This is a genomic window from Acinetobacter psychrotolerans (genome assembly GCF_048552595.1).
Lineage (GTDB): Bacteria > Pseudomonadota > Gammaproteobacteria > Pseudomonadales > Moraxellaceae > Acinetobacter.
Genome location: NZ_JBIMDK010000002.1, coordinates 230,856 through 245,506, shown reverse-complemented (window position 1 = coordinate 245,506; position 14,651 = coordinate 230,856). Strand labels below are relative to the sequence as shown.

The 14,651-nt window shown below is 34.7% G+C and carries 14 protein-coding genes; 10 read left to right on the top strand and 4 right to left on the bottom strand.

What is annotated here, in order from left to right:
- Positions 1 to 190: 190 nt before the first annotated feature.
- The 6 genes from ACG94X_RS02935 to ACG94X_RS02910 all read left to right on the top strand — a co-directional run bounded on the left by ACG94X_RS02935 (position 191) and on the right by ACG94X_RS02910 (position 4,796).
- A complete protein-coding gene (locus ACG94X_RS02935; protein ID WP_419382314.1) occupies positions 191 to 1,312 on the top strand; it encodes a phosphotransferase family protein in 1,122 nt (373 codons plus the stop codon).
- The gene (locus ACG94X_RS02930; protein ID WP_419382233.1) at positions 1,309 to 2,007 is read left to right on the top strand and encodes a histidine phosphatase family protein; all 699 of its coding nucleotides are present in this window, start codon (positions 1,309 to 1,311) and stop codon (positions 2,005 to 2,007) included. The genes ACG94X_RS02935 and ACG94X_RS02930 overlap by 4 nt, the downstream gene beginning before the upstream one ends.
- 57 nt (positions 2,008 to 2,064) lie before the next feature.
- On the top strand, positions 2,065 to 2,808 hold the full coding sequence (locus ACG94X_RS02925; protein WP_419382232.1) for an SDR family oxidoreductase: 744 nt from the start codon (positions 2,065 to 2,067) through the stop codon (positions 2,806 to 2,808).
- 148 nt (positions 2,809 to 2,956) lie between these two features.
- Complete coding sequence (locus tag ACG94X_RS02920) at positions 2,957 to 3,229, top strand: hypothetical protein (protein WP_419382231.1); 273 nt, start codon at positions 2,957 to 2,959, stop codon at positions 3,227 to 3,229.
- Positions 3,230 to 3,352: 123 nt separating this feature from the next.
- A complete protein-coding gene (locus ACG94X_RS02915; protein ID WP_419382230.1) occupies positions 3,353 to 4,063 on the top strand; it encodes an SGNH/GDSL hydrolase family protein in 711 nt (236 codons plus the stop codon).
- Positions 4,064 to 4,196: 133 nt separating this feature from the next.
- Positions 4,197 to 4,796 (top strand): uracil-DNA glycosylase family protein, encoded by a 600-nt coding sequence (locus ACG94X_RS02910; protein ID WP_419382229.1) that lies wholly within the window; start codon positions 4,197 to 4,199, stop codon positions 4,794 to 4,796.
- Between the two features lie 67 nt (positions 4,797 to 4,863).
- Here the strand turns inward: ACG94X_RS02910 and ACG94X_RS02905 are convergent, their stop codons facing one another.
- A complete protein-coding gene (locus ACG94X_RS02905; RefSeq protein ID WP_419382228.1) occupies positions 4,864 to 5,727 on the bottom strand; it encodes a DMT family transporter in 864 nt (287 codons plus the stop codon).
- Positions 5,728 to 5,915: 188 nt separating this feature from the next.
- On the opposite strand from ACG94X_RS02905, the gene ACG94X_RS02900 reads away from it, so the two are divergent.
- Both ACG94X_RS02900 and ACG94X_RS02895 read left to right on the top strand, forming a co-directional pair.
- A complete protein-coding gene (locus ACG94X_RS02900) occupies positions 5,916 to 7,313 on the top strand; it encodes an aminotransferase-like domain-containing protein (protein ID WP_419382227.1) in 1,398 nt (465 codons plus the stop codon).
- Between the two features lie 117 nt (positions 7,314 to 7,430).
- Complete coding sequence (locus tag ACG94X_RS02895; RefSeq protein WP_419382226.1) at positions 7,431 to 8,075, top strand: class I SAM-dependent methyltransferase; 645 nt, start codon at positions 7,431 to 7,433, stop codon at positions 8,073 to 8,075.
- A 22-nt stretch (positions 8,076 to 8,097) separates the two neighbouring features.
- Here ACG94X_RS02895 and ACG94X_RS02890 read toward each other — a convergent pair whose 3' ends face one another.
- Complete coding sequence (locus tag ACG94X_RS02890; RefSeq protein WP_419382225.1) at positions 8,098 to 9,576, bottom strand: phospholipase D family protein; 1,479 nt, start codon at positions 9,574 to 9,576, stop codon at positions 8,098 to 8,100.
- 192 nt (positions 9,577 to 9,768) lie between these two features.
- On the opposite strand from ACG94X_RS02890, the gene ACG94X_RS02885 reads away from it, so the two are divergent.
- Positions 9,769 to 10,878, top strand: coding sequence for an S-(hydroxymethyl)glutathione dehydrogenase/class III alcohol dehydrogenase (locus tag ACG94X_RS02885; protein WP_419382224.1), 1,110 nt, complete (start codon positions 9,769 to 9,771; stop codon positions 10,876 to 10,878).
- Positions 10,879 to 11,045: 167 nt separating this feature from the next.
- A complete protein-coding gene (locus ACG94X_RS02880; protein WP_419382223.1) occupies positions 11,046 to 11,336 on the top strand; it encodes an I78 family peptidase inhibitor in 291 nt (96 codons plus the stop codon).
- A gap of 73 nt (positions 11,337 to 11,409) precedes the next feature.
- On the opposite strand, the gene ACG94X_RS02875 is transcribed toward ACG94X_RS02880, so the two are convergent.
- Positions 11,410 to 12,999, bottom strand: a complete 1,590-nt coding sequence (locus tag ACG94X_RS02875) for an ATP-binding cassette domain-containing protein (protein ID WP_419382222.1) — start codon at positions 12,997 to 12,999, stop codon at positions 11,410 to 11,412.
- A gap of 343 nt (positions 13,000 to 13,342) precedes the next feature.
- Entirely contained in the window at positions 13,343 to 14,548 is a 1,206-nt protein-coding gene (locus ACG94X_RS02870; protein WP_419382221.1) for an amino acid aminotransferase, read from the bottom strand.
- Positions 14,549 to 14,651 lie beyond the last annotated feature (103 nt).

Below are 14,651 nucleotides of genomic sequence, written 5' to 3'. Positions count from 1 at the left end.
CATTCACATGGATGATATTTTCAAACATAGATGATTGAAATCTGATGAAACCTATTTACTTTCGATTATTAAATATTTGTAATTGTTGATGTAATTTAGGCAGTTTTACTTTTATTTAATGCTATAAATTAATTCAGATTTTAAAATGTAAAAGCTGATGAACACCTTAAAACATTCAGGGAAATAAATGATGTCAGTGATTGATGTAGGTGGGAACGTAAGAGACGGTGAAGAACTTGATATCTTGGCAGTTGAAACTTGGTTAAAAGCACAAGGTGTAGACTTAGACGGTCATGTTCAAGTGACCCAATATTCTGGTGGCGCATCGAATTGGACGTATCGTTTAAAATATGACAATGTCGATTTAATTTTACGTCGCCCACCTAAAGGTACAAAAGCCAAATCTGCCCATGACATGGCTCGTGAATACAATGTTCAAAAGAATTTAGTACCTTTTTATCCCGTCCTCCCTGAAATGGTGGCATTGTGTCAAGACGAGTCTGTGATTGGCTGTGATTTCTATGTCATGAAGCGTATTGAAGGTATTATTCCACGTGCAAAACTTCCTGTTGAATTACAATTTGGTGAGACGGAAGCACATGAATTATGTGTGAATGTTCTCGATAAATTGATTGAATTACACCAGGTCCCATACCAAGGTACAGCGCTTGAAAAATTAGGCAAAGGTGATGGTTATTGTCGTCGTCAAGTTGAAGGTTGGGATCAGCGTTATGAAAAGGCCCATACCATAAATGTACCCAGTTTTAAGTTTGTTCGGAAATGGCTTCATGAAAATATTCCAGAAGATTCAAGCAGTTGTGTGATTCATAATGATTGGCGCTTTGATAATGTGATTCTTGATCCGCAACAACCGACAAAAGTGATTGGTGTTTTAGACTGGGAAATGGCTACTATTGGTGATCCATTGATGGATCTAGGTTCAGCCTTAGCGTATTGGGTTGAAGATACAGATAGTCAAATTTTCAAATCTACACGTCGCCAACCTACCCATTTAAAAGGTATGTTTACCCGTAAACAAGTGGTTGATTATTATTTAGAAAAAACAGGATTACAGACAGAAAATTGGACATTTTATGAAGTGTTTGGATTATTCCGTTTAGCTGTTATCGCACAACAAATTTATTATCGTTATTATCATAAACAAACGAATAATCAAGCATTTAAAGATTTTTGGATTGTTATTCACGCGATTCATATTCGCGCTTTAAAATTGATCGGCTTACATAAACTTGAAGCGAATGCGCTTGCACACAAATACATGGAAAAATTGAAGGAAATTTTAGCAAAATGACCACGATCTATTTGGTTCGTCATGGACAGGCTTCGTTTGGTGCAGAAAGTTATGACAAGCTTTCTCCTAATGGTGAATTACAAGCCAAAGTATTGGGACAATATTTGGATAAAATTTTAAAAGAAGCACCCTATGTCGTTGTAGGATCAATGCAGCGCCATCAACAAACTGCCAATATTGCATTGGCGGAAAGTTTTCCTGATTCAAATCTTGTAACAGACAGTGCATGGGATGAATTTAACCATCAACAAGTTTTTGCACAATATGATCCACGTTTTAATCAACCACATTTGCTTAAACAAGATGTTGAGCAGGAAAATAGTCCACGTGAATATTTAGCGAAAATATTTGAAGGTGCAATTGGGCGTTGGACGGATGGTGAATATCATCATGAATATGATGAATCTTGGCCAGATTTTAAAAACCGTGTAGAAACAGCATTGCAAAATTTATGCGATGAATTGGCGAAAACCAAACCACGCTATGCTGTGGTTTTTACCTCGGGCGGTGTTATTTCGGTTGCTGTTGGTAAATTACTCGAGCTGAATCCAGGTCGTACTTTTGCTTTAAATTGGGCAGTTGCCAATACCAGCTTTACGACACTTAGATTGGTTGGGAATGAGCCTCAATTGTTGAGCTTAAATGAACATCATTATTTAAAAGCTGAAGATCCAGCATTACTGACGTGGATCTAAAAGCGAATTTTTTTGAAATGGACAACAATTGAAAAGAAAATATAAAGGTAATGTCTGATGGCTAAAACAATTTTAATTACAGGTGCAAGTTCAGGGATTGGTGCAGGGATGGCACGTGAATTTGCACAAAAAGGCTATAACTTAGCTGTTTGTGCAAGACGACTTGAACGTCTTGAAGCATTAAAGCAAGAACTTGAATCTAAGTACGGTGTGAAAGTGATTACCAAGGTTTTGGACGTAACTCATTACGACCAAGTGTTTCAAGTTTTTCGTGAGTTTAAACAAGAGTTTGGCACAATAGATCGTATTATTGTCAATGCTGGCATAGGTGATGGTCGTCGTATTGGCAGTGGTAAATTTGAAATAAACCGTGTCACTGTAGAAACTAATTTTATCTCAGCATTGGCACAAGCTGAAGCCGCTATTGAAATTTTCCGTGAACAGAAGCTTGGTCATTTGGTGATTATTTCATCTATGAGTGCGATTCGTGGCATGCCAAAACATTTAACAGCTTATGGTGCAAGTAAAGCAGCTGTCGCACATTTGGCTGAAGGGATTCGTGCTGAATTTTTGGATACGAAAATTAAAGTTTCAACTATTTTCCCTGGTTATATTCGTACCGAAATTAACGAAGGCGCAAAAAAACTACCTTTTGAAGTTGATGAAAAAACCGGCTCACATTTGCTTGCCAAAGCTATTGAAAAAGAGCCTGTGAAAGCTTATGTACCGCAGTGGCCTTGGTTACCTTTAAGTATAGCAATGAAAATATTGCCATTAAAAATTGTGAATAAATTGGGCTAATTAACTCAAAAATCATGTATTGTGCTAAACACAAAACCTATATCAAGGTTCATAAGAGCCTTGATATTTATGCTGAGTTTTAAAAATTAAGTTTTAAAATAAGTACGTCGTATTTTCAAATATTGATAAACATAAAGAGTAAAAATGTATGGTGATATTGATTGGTTTTGTGGTTACGACATTTTTAGTTTTCCTTGCACGTATATCGTATTTATTTTTCTTTGATCAGCAATGTGAGATTTCACAATGCCTTTTGCAAATCAATGATACTCAAATGCTTATGTATGCTGCAATCATTTTAATAGGAACATACAACGCGCATCTGATTTCTAAAAATAAAAAATATTGGATTTTAATTTTTGAATTTATTGGCACCTTTATTTTTGCTTTTGCATTAAATTTTATAGATTTAGCCAAATAAATTTCTGCAAAAAAACTTAAATGATCGTAAAAATCTATCCAGTCATTATATTTTAATATGACTGATCTGGTGATTTCGCTATGATATTAATTAATCTATTGTCTTCATAATGATCATTCTCAAATGCTGCTAAAACTGTCTACAATTGCATTAATTCCTGCCCTTATTATTCAAGGTTATCAAGTCAAGAAAAACACACCTCGTCTACCAGAGGCTGAAGGCAATCGCAAAGGGAATATTGGTCAAGGGAAAGCTTTATCCATTTTGATTTTAGGAGATTCGGCCGCAGCAGGAGTGGGTGTTGAACATCAGCAAGATGCTTTGTTGGGTTCTTTAATCCATGAATTAAAGCAGAATTTTTCTATTTATTATCAACTGGAAGCTAAAACAGGCGATACGACTTTACAAATTTTAGAAAGAACAAAGCTACTTGAGCATCAGCAGTTTGATGTCGTGATCACTTCTGCTGGCGTAAACGATGTGACGAAACTTATTTCACCGAAAAGTTGGATCAAGCAACAAAAAAGGTTTTATGCAGAAATTGAAACTAGATTTTCTCCTCTGATGATTTTAGCCACAGGTGTTCCTACAATGAATTTATTTCCAGCATTACCAAACCCTTTAGGATGGTTATTTGGGCAATATTCTAGTGAAATGAATAATCAATTGGCTAGGTTTGTAGATTCAAAACCAAATTATCAATTTATTCAATTTGATTTAGCGCATTTTAAAGTCTTAAATTTAGAAATGGCGAAAGATGGTTTTCATCCGAGTAAAGAAATTTATCAACTTTGGGCAGGCGAAATTGCGAAGAAAATCAGAGGTCATTTCTGATGATGTATTAGAATAAATTTATACTGAGTAAATACATTGTCTAAGTATATAAATTCTGCTTTAACAAGTTAAAAATTGGCAAATCAGATAGTTATAGATAAAATATTCATCTGTTTAAAATGTAAGTTAATCCATGTCAGAACAAACCATAGAAACCCATCCACTTCAGCCATTTTTACCCCAAAATGCTAAGCTTTTGATGTTGGGAAGTTTTCCACCGCCTAAAACACGTTGGAAAATGGATTTTTATTATCCAAATTATCAAAATGATATGTGGCGGATATTTGGCTTAATTTTCTTTCATGATAAAAATTACTTTCTAGATTTACCCAATAAGAATTTTAAAGAGCAATTGATTCGTGACTTCTTAACAGAAAAGGGCATTGCAATTTTTGACACGGCTTACCAAGTCATACGTTTAAAAGGCAATGCATCGGATAAGTTTTTACACATCGAAACACCTACAAATTTAAAAATGCTTTTAGATCAGATGCCTGATTGCCAAAACATGATGACTACTGGTGATAAAGCAACAGATACTCTGATGCTATCTATGCCTGAAGGTACAGAAAAACCTCAAATTGGTTATTCTTCTCAGGCAAAATTTGCAGGTCGAAATGTGACGTTATTTCGGATGCCATCCTCTTCAAGAGCTTATCCATTGGCATTAGATCTTAAAGCAGAAGCATATAAAGCTTTATTTGAAGAAATTGGTTTAGTTGAACAGACATAATCAAGTAAACCATTTTCGAATCAAAATAAATTTTGCGTCCATTTCATCATTAAATTGAATAATATTTTTAAGCAAATTTTTTCGCCATCGCAACACACGCAACAACAGCAGCACTCACAATAATCATGCTCAAACTCACATGTTCGCCCAATAAAATAGCTGATAATACTAAGCCGATAAAGGGTTGAATTAGCTGGATTTGTCCAACTTTTGCAATTCCGCCCAAGGCCAGACCTTTGTACCAAAAAATAAATCCAAAGAGCATGCTAAACAATGATACATAAATAAGTGCTAGATTTTCTTTCCACGTTACATTAGAAAAATCATGTGGAAAATAGTATAAGCTGCAAACGAGCATTATGGGTAAAGCTACGATTAAAGCCCAGCAGATCACTTGCCAACCACCTAATTTTCTTGATAATTTACCACCCTCAGCATATCCCAAACCACATACAAGAATTGCAGCTAGCATGTATAAATCGCCAAGATGAACACTTAAACTTTTATTTTCATACAGCATAAAGCCAATGACTAAACTGCTACCTAAAGTTGCAAAGATCCAAAAAAGCTTTGTTGGTTTTTCACCACCACGCAGTACGGCAAAAAATGCTGTAGATAATGGGAGAAGCCCCACAAAAACAATTGCATGTGCAGAAGTCACAGTTTGTAAAGCCAGTGCCGTAAATAATGGGAAACCAATAACAACACCTAAAGCAACGATGATTAATCCTTTAAACTGTTGCCAATTCGGTTTAGATTGCTTGAATATAATCAAACAAATCAATGCGATGCTTCCTGCAATTGCGGCACGTGAAGTTGTTAAAAATTCAGGTGTAAATCCCATAACACCTATACGTGTTGCAGGTAATGAACCTGCAAAAATGACGACACCAATAAAACCATTCAGCCAACCTTGTGAAATTCGATCCATGTCCAGATGCTCGTAAAAACCGATAACTATGTCGATGGATTAAAGCAATTTGCTGGATAAGCTTATATATACAATTCAGAACAGTTTGTAAAAACTGTATTGGTCATTTAACCAATACAATTTCATGAATATTTGAAAGTTTTTCTAAAAATGATTATGCTGAATCATTCCGAATTTTAAAGAAAAAAATGGCTAAAACTAAAATTGATATTGCAATCGACGTAGTCAAAGCACAAATTGCCAATAAAAGTTTGATAGCGGGTTCACGTTTACCATCTGTACGTCAATTGGCTGTGCAATTAAATTATTCTGTTTCTACCATTGTAGAAGCCTATACACGTTTGGTTTCTGAAGGATTGTTGGAGTCACGGTTAGGCGCAGGTTATTTTGTCATTGGGAAAATAGTAACGCTGCCAATGACTGAACTCAAAGTACAATATTTAAGAGAAATTGATCCGCTTTGGATTTCACGACAATCTTTAGATGCAAAGCCTGAAGTTTTAAAACCAGGTTGTGGTTGGCTGCCTAGTAGTTGGATGCCAGAACAAACTGTTCGCAAGGCATTAAAACAAGCGGCAAAGTCTGAAACAGCATTGCTGATTGATTATGCTGTACCGAATGGGCATGTCGGGCTGAGACAATTAATTACACGGCGCAAACAAAGCCATGATTTAAAAATAGAATCTAATCAAGTTTTAATTACTGATTCTGCTACACAATCGATTGATTTAATTTTTCGGTTATTGCTACAAGCCGGTGATGTGATTCTGATCGATGATCCTTGTTATTTTAATTTTCAAGCGTTGGTCAAAGCCCATCATTTAAATGCAATTGCAATTCCTTTCACAGAAAATGGCCCGAATATTGAGCATTTTAAACAAGCGCTTAATTTAAAACCAAAAATTTATTTAACCAATTCTGCGATTCATAATCCCACAGGTGGAAGTTTGTCTATTCAAACGGCATTTCAAATTGCGAAGCTAGCGGAACTCGCCAATTTGACCATTATTGAAGATGAAATATTTGCAGATTTTGAATATCAATATGCGCCTCGCTATGCAGCTTTAGCTGGGTTGAATACTGTGATTCAAATTGGTAGTTTTACCAAAACACTTTCAGCAGCAGTACGTTGCGGCTATATCGTTGCAAACGTTCAACGAATTCAAGCATTAATCGATTTACGTATTGCGACAAATTTTAGCCATAGTAATTTAAATGCAGAAATCATTTATTTGGCATTAATGGACAGTAGTTATTTAAAACACATAGAGTGGCTTAAAAAACAACTTATTAAAGTCATGAATGAAACCATTTATAAATTAGCACTTTTGGATATTCATCCATGGATCATTCCCAAAGCAGGAATTTTTCTATGGTGTAAATTACCTCAGGGTATTTTAGCTTCCGAGTTGTCTAAATATTGTCTTAAAAATGATGTGATTCTTGCACCTGGAAATGCGTTTAGCCAGTCGGAAGGTGCAGAAAATTTTATGCGTTTTAATGTTGCACAATGTATTGATAAAAAAGTATTTGATGTATTAGAAGACGCAATTTATTATCTTAAAAATACCCCGTTGCAAAGTTAAAATACAATCTTTCAAATATCAGACTCTATTGATTTTATGATTAAATTCAGTGTATGGATTAAAAAATATCCAAATATTTAAAATTAAAGATATGATAAAACCAATAAAGTGAAAGTTATGAAAATACAAGAAGTTCCTAGTCCAATCGATTTAAGAAATCCGAAAGATGCTATGGAGTGGGCAAATGAAGCCAATATTAAACGTCCATGGCGATACGATTTTTTTGATATGTATGTACATAAAATCAATAATTTAAATATAGAAAATATCCAGATTTTAGATATTGGCTCGGGTCCAGGTTTTCTTGCAAAATATTTGCTTCAACATTGTCCAGATATTCGCTACACAGCAGCAGACTTTTCAAATGCAATGCACAAACTATCAAAAAGTAAGTTACTTACTCGTGAGTTAAATCGTGCAACATTTCGATTGATCGATTTTAAACAAGAGGGATGGTTTGAAGATTTAGGGCAATTTGATGTTGTCATTATTCACCAAGCTTTACATGAGTTACGACATAAAGCTCATGCAATTAATTTTCATCAACAAGTTAAAAAATTATGTAAAAATCAAACGGTTTATTTTGTTTGTGATCATATTTTTGCACCTGATGCGATGCAAAATAATCAACTTTATATGTCAAAAAAAGAACATTTTCAAAGCTTAAAAAATGCTGGTTTTAAAAATATAGAGCTGATTAAAGATGAAAAAGGCTTATGCTTATTCGAATGTATAGAATCTAGTGAACGTCCAATTTCATAATCACAATGTAATGACATTAGATTTACATCATCCATTCAATTGGCAAATAAGAAACACTATGCATCATTAATCTTTGGAAGCGAGTTGTCTGCGGATCTACCTTATATTCAATCACTTTGCCATCTGGACGATGATCAAACCAAACAATTTCACCTTTATTATTCAATTTGAGTTCATAAGCTACAGTTAGAAGTGTTCGATCAAGTAAATACGAAACTTGTTCTTGTAGTTGATTCGACTTTACGACTAATCCAACCTCAGTATTCAAGTTAAAAGAGCGTGGATCTAGATTGAAAGAACCAATAAAAACTTTGTCATCAATATCGATAAATTTTGCATGTAAACTCGATTTACTTTTACCTTTTTCTGGAATGACATTACCCGTGACAACTTCATACCAAGTACGACGTTTACGTTCAATATAGGGTTTAAACTCATAAAGTTTGACCCCATTTTTAAGTAAATCCATACGATATTTCTGATAAAAAGCATGAACTAAGGCAACATCATTGGCAACAAATGAATTCGTCAAAATACGAACATTCACATTTTGTTTGGGAAATTGACTCAGAAAATTCACGCCATTTTTTGTAGGAACAAAATAAGCGGCAATCAAATCCATTTCTTGTTTTGGATCACCTAAATGATTGTGTATTTGATGTGAAATCAATTCATCACCATGTGCTTGACCTAAAGATTTTTTTGGAGAATCTGCTAAAAACTCTGCAAAAGCCCAACTGATCTTATTTTGATTCAATTCATTAGCAAGTTCTTCTTGTTCTAAATCAACTTTATGATCTGTTGGATTTTTTGAATGTTCTAATTCTAAATAATGTTGTCGTAACGTCAGTAAATCTTGTTGGTTACCTTTGGCAATAAATTGCTCGACAGGATAGCTGAGTTCAAAATTCCAAAAATCTGTAAATACTTGATTTGCATGATGGACTGCATTGCCAAAAAATAAAATATCCATATCTGTAAATTGAAAAGATTCACTCGCATCGAAATATTCACTGCTAATATTTCGTCCACCTGTGACCGCAATCGCACCATCTGCAATAATCAATTTATTATGCATACGATAATTAATTCGATTGAATCTGAAAATATAATCTACAACACGAAAATGCCTAAACTTATAGGGATTATAAAATTTTATAGAGATATTTGGATGTGCGATAAGTGCACTTAATTGATCGTCAATCTTTGTTCCATTTTGATCATCAATGATTAAACGAACTTTTACGCCACGATCAGCAGCCTTGAGCAACTCACTTAACATTAATTGACCAATAAAATCATCAGCCCAAATATAGTATTGTAAATCAAGTGAATATTTGGATTTACGAATGAGATGAATACGAGATGCTATACTTTGGAATGCATCATTCATAGCTAAATATGCAGTCTTGCCTTCATTCAGCATAATTTCTGTATTGCGATCTGTAATCCAATGTTTGTGATGTACCATTATTGTTTGTTGTTGTTTTGATTCATTCATAGGCAAACTACATCCAGTTAAGGTGAATAGTATGGGAAATAGGGCTAAAGTTATGAATCTTGTCATCTTTTTCATTGATGTTTACTTATTAAATTTATCATAGCATTACTTTTGACTTGAATCAGTAAAGTTAAAACGGTTACTGTTGATCATTCGTTAAATTTATAATTGTATCTAAAGGATATTAAAGCAATGAAATCACGCGCTGCGGTCGCTTTTGCACCGGGAAAACCTCTGGAAATTGTTGAGATTGATGTTGCACCACCACAAAAAGGGGAAGTTCTTGTCAAAATTACCCATACAGGTGTTTGCCATACAGATGCTTTTACTTTATCTGGGGATGATCCAGAAGGTGTATTCCCTGCGGTTCTAGGGCATGAAGGTGCAGGTATCGTCATTCAAGTGGGTGAAGGCGTGACATCGGTCAATGTTGGTGATCACGTTATTCCACTTTATACAGCAGAATGTGGCGAATGTTTATTTTGTAAATCTGACAAAACCAACTTATGTACTGCGGTTCGCGCCACACAAGGTAAGGGTGTTATGCCCGATGGTACAACACGTTTTTCTTATAATGGCGAACCTATTTACCATTATATGGGCTGTTCTACGTTTAGTGAATATACCGTTGTTGCCGAAGTTTCATTGGCAAAAATTAACCCTGAAGCAAATCCAGAGCATGTGTGTTTATTGGGTTGCGGCGTTACCACAGGAATTGGTGCTGTCCACAACACAGCCAAAGTTCAACAAGGTGATTCAGTTGCAGTATTTGGTTTAGGCGGTATTGGCTTAGCTGTTGTGCAAGGTGCGCATCAAGCGAAAGCTGGGCGTATTATTGTGGTTGATACTAATCCTGAAAAATTCAAACTAGCTGAAGAGTTTGGTGCAACTGATTTCTTAAATCCTAAAGATTATGAACAACCGATCCAACAAGTGATTGTAGAAATGACAGGTTGGGGCGTAGATCATTCATTTGAATGTATTGGCAATACCAATGTGATGCGCTCAGCACTCGAGTGCGCACATCGTGGTTGGGGACAATCCATCATCATTGGTGTTGCAGGTGCAGGGCAAGAAATTTCAACACGCCCATTCCAACTGGTAACAGGACGTAAATGGATGGGAACCGCATTTGGTGGCGTGAAAGGTCGTAGCCAACTTCCGGGGATGGTTGAAGATGCAATGAAAGGTGATATTCAACTTGCTCCATTTGTTACACACACCATGGGCTTAGATAAAATCAATGAAGCATTTGATTTAATGCATGAAGGAAAATCGATTCGTACCGTGATTAATTTCTAATACAGAATTGTAAATTACGTCAAATAAGTACCAGTGATATGCATAATATCACTGATTATTTTGTACAGAAATGATCTGCAAGTGTATAAGTTTTATATATTTATTTTCTTAAATAATACTTTTTTGTTATGGTATTCTTTCAAAGAAAAATGGAGAGAAAGTAATTGATGAAAAATATCGTGATTTTAGCAATGCTCTCATTGTCAGTCTCTGCATGTTCAACGATGCTGCCAAGTGAAACAAAGCCAAGCAAACCAAGTGAATGTGTTGCAGCAAAAGCGGCTCAATTGGTTGGGAAAAATGATATGTCTGAAGCTAAAATTAAACAATCCACTCAAGCAAGTATTGTTCGAAAAGTTTCGCCAAATCAGCCAGTAACGATGGATTATCGTATGGAGCGCGTCACTGTAACCGTAGATCCAGTTAGCCATAAAATTATCCAAGCATCTTGTGGCTAATATTTTAAAATGATTGAATAAAATATTATTTCTATTCAATCATTTACTTATTTTTAAATATTAGATTCAAGCGCTAAGGTAACAATAGATATTCCTCTTGTATTCCACATTGTTCTGCAAATAGATGATCATGTGAAACCAATATAACCGCACCCTGAAATTGAATAATGGCTTGAGCTAGTAGTTGTTTAGATTCAATATCTAGATGGTTTTCTGGTTCATCTAAAAGTAAAAGATCAATATTTTGTTGACTATGGCTTATTGCCAATAATGCCACTTTTAATTTTTCACCACCGCTAAGTTGCGCTAATTTTAATAAAGACTTCTCATGGCGAATACGTAATTGTCCCAATAAATTACGCCATTCAACCTCCAAAATATTCGAATTAAAACGTGCTAAATTATCCAATACAGAAAGCTCATCATTTAGAAAACTAAAATTTTGGTCTAAATAAAGACTATTACCTGACTTGTAAATGTCTGAGTCTTGTGAGTTTTCCTGTATGGATTTTAATAATGTTGATTTACCAATACCGTTTTCTCCTTTCAAGTGAATCTTATTACCTGCATTGAGGGAAAAGTTGATTTTTTGAGTAGATCCAAAGGGCAGTTGTAAATCATAAATTCTCAGAACTTCACCTTGCTTAGATGTCTTAAATTGAAATTCAAATTTTTGTTGTTTAATTTTTTCAAATTTTACTTGTTTTTCCTGCAAGTTTATTTCAGCTTCTTCGTGTTTACGGATATGTTGCGCTTTTAATTTGCCATAACTTTGTCCAGCTTTTTCTTTTTTAAAGTCGAGTAAGACTTTTGCTTGAGAATTTGACTCACGTAATTGATGACCTTTACGTTGTCGTTTTTGTGCTTTCATTAGGCTTTCATGTTGCTGCTGCTTTATTTGTTTCAACTCACTTTTTTCTTGATGAATTGATTTTTCTAAAGCGCTGAATTGTTGCTGATATTGCAGAATATAATCATCATAATTTCCTAAAACATGCTGTAAGCCAAGTTCATTTAAAGCATAAATATGCTGCACTTGATTCAAAAGTTGTTGATCGTGACTAATCACGCAAACACCCGCTGTATGTGCTTGAATGGATTTTATTAACCACTTTCTGGATGTATGGTCTAAATGATTACTTGGCTCATCTAAAAGTAAATAATGATCTTGCTTTAAAAATAAACGACATAGCGCTAATTTGGTTTTTTGACCTTCGCTCAACTGATGAATTGGACAACTTAAATCTGTTGGGAGTTGAGCATTCAGCAAAACTTTATGCCACTTTACTGGTAAATCCCAACAATTTTCAACTAAATCATAATCTTCAAAATTAGTAGTATTATTCTCAATACGTTGAAATGCTGCATAGAAATGTTCAATTTCTAAAGCTTCAGCGATGGTTTTAGCAGTTAGACGTTGTAATTGTGGTAAATAGTCATGCTGCATATGCCATGCAATTTGACCGTTATAAGGTATATTTACGGTCTCTTCTGAGGTGTTTTGAAAGTGTAAAAGTTTAAAAAGTAATGATTTCCCTGAACCATTACGACCAATCAATGCTGAAGTTTGTCCTGAAAAAAGCACAAAATTTAGTTGATCAAACATAGTTTGAGTAGGGAAGGCCAAACTCAAATTTGAAATGATACAAGCTTGTTGTGTCATAAGAATCCTCAAAGTGTGAGGATGTACAAAATAGTTAGATAAATACTATAAATAACAAAGCGTTATTAGAGATATTGCGAAAAATACAGGAGGAGATTAGCAATAAAGTGTCATCTATTTTGCACATCAAAAATTTAAAAATAAAATTGATGAGAAAATGACTTACTTCATTGGCGTTACTCTTTTTAGAAAAGGTTTAAGAATTTATATTGTATAAAAATACAGTGACATGTCAACTAAAACATAGATTAAACAATCTAGGTCATAAAAATAAAACCCTCCATTTTTCAAAAGAGGGTTCTTAGCGATTGATTATAAATGAATAAATTAACCCATCAACAAGTTAAGCAGTTGCTTTAATTACTTCTGCTACAGATGTTGCAACATAATCAATATTTTTAAGATTTAAACCAGCAACACAGATACGACCGCTACGAAGTAAATAAATCGCATATTTATCTTTTAAAATATCGGCTTGTTCAGCGGTTAAACCCGTATAACTAAACATACCTTGCTGTGTTGTTAGATAGTCAAAATTACGTTCAGGTAAAGCTGCTGTTAATTTTGCTTTTAACAATTCACGCATTTGAATAATGCGTTCACGCATTTCTTGAAGTTCAGCATGCCATTTTTCAGTCAAAGTAGCTGTGTTTAATACATTCTCCACAACTAAAGCACCTGTTGTTGGTGGGCTAGAGTAGATTCGGCGCACAGTCGCTTTCAATTGACCTAAAACTTTTTGCGCAGTTGCTTGGTCATCACAAATAAATGATAAACCACCGACACGCTCACCATAGAGTGAGAAAATTTTAGAGAATGAATTACTCACAATAAAGTTCATGCCAGATTGGTCTAAAGCACGAATTGCATAGGCATCTTCTTCTAAACCTTGACCAAAACCTTGATAAGCAATATCGAGGAATGGAATTAAATCACCTGCTTTGAGTACTTCAATAACACGATCCCACTCGGCAGGAGTTAAATCTGCACCAGTAGGGTTGTGGCAGCAAGGGTGAAGTAAAACAATACCTTTCGCAGGAATTTGTTTTAAATCTTGCAACATTCCTTCAATATCTACACCATTACTTGTAGCATCAAAATAACGGTAGAAATGCGACTTGACACCTGCACCATTAAAAATCGCAATATGGTTTTCCCACGTTGGTTGGCTTACCCAAACATCTGAATCTGGGAAATATTTATTCAGGAAATCTGCACCAACTTTTAATGCACCAGAACCACCTAGAGTTTGAATCGTCACTGCACGACCATTTTTGCAGGCTTGGCTATTTTGACCTAAAACAAGCTTTTGTGTTGCTTCGTTATAAGACTTTGAACCATCCATAGGTAAATACAGTTTTACTTTGTCATTACTTGGTTCAATATTTTTCAAAGCTGTTTTAACCGCTTCAAGTTGAGGAACAATCGTGTCCTCATTATAATAAAGACCAATACTTAAATTCACTTTATTAGTTCGTTCATCCTTACCAAAAGCTTCCATCAAAGAAAGGATCGGGTCACCCGCATAAGGATCTACATGTTGAAACATGGTCTAAAGTCCTAAATCAAACGAAGAAATTCATGTCTGATCATATAGCGAATACGAAGGTTGACTCAACAGCAGATTCACGAATAATTTGAATAATTTATTC

Bases quoted from the DNA above. Each gene is read 5' to 3' on its own strand.
- ACG94X_RS02885 (WP_419382224.1), top strand. From the start codon at position 9,769: ATGAAATCACGCGCTGCGGTCGCTTTTGCACCGGGAAAACCTCTGGAA.
- ACG94X_RS02880 (WP_419382223.1), top strand. From the start codon at position 11,046: ATGAAAAATATCGTGATTTTAGCAATGCTCTCATTGTCAGTCTCTGCA.
- ACG94X_RS02900 (WP_419382227.1), top strand. From the start codon at position 5,916: ATGGCTAAAACTAAAATTGATATTGCAATCGACGTAGTCAAAGCACAA.
- ACG94X_RS02875 (WP_419382222.1), bottom strand. From the start codon at position 12,999: ATGACACAACAAGCTTGTATCATTTCAAATTTGAGTTTGGCCTTCCCT.
- ACG94X_RS02925 (WP_419382232.1), top strand. From the start codon at position 2,065: ATGGCTAAAACAATTTTAATTACAGGTGCAAGTTCAGGGATTGGTGCA.
- ACG94X_RS02935 (WP_419382314.1), top strand. From the start codon at position 191: ATGTCAGTGATTGATGTAGGTGGGAACGTAAGAGACGGTGAAGAACTT.
- ACG94X_RS02870 (WP_419382221.1), bottom strand. From the start codon at position 14,548: ATGTTTCAACATGTAGATCCTTATGCGGGTGACCCGATCCTTTCTTTG.
- ACG94X_RS02910 (WP_419382229.1), top strand. From the start codon at position 4,197: ATGTCAGAACAAACCATAGAAACCCATCCACTTCAGCCATTTTTACCC.
- ACG94X_RS02920 (WP_419382231.1), top strand. From the start codon at position 2,957: ATGGTGATATTGATTGGTTTTGTGGTTACGACATTTTTAGTTTTCCTT.
- ACG94X_RS02930 (WP_419382233.1), top strand. From the start codon at position 1,309: ATGACCACGATCTATTTGGTTCGTCATGGACAGGCTTCGTTTGGTGCA.
- ACG94X_RS02905 (WP_419382228.1), bottom strand. From the start codon at position 5,727: ATGGATCGAATTTCACAAGGTTGGCTGAATGGTTTTATTGGTGTCGTC.
- ACG94X_RS02895 (WP_419382226.1), top strand. From the start codon at position 7,431: ATGAAAATACAAGAAGTTCCTAGTCCAATCGATTTAAGAAATCCGAAA.
- ACG94X_RS02915 (WP_419382230.1), top strand. From the start codon at position 3,353: ATGCTGCTAAAACTGTCTACAATTGCATTAATTCCTGCCCTTATTATT.
- ACG94X_RS02890 (WP_419382225.1), bottom strand. From the start codon at position 9,576: ATGAATGAATCAAAACAACAACAAACAATAATGGTACATCACAAACAT.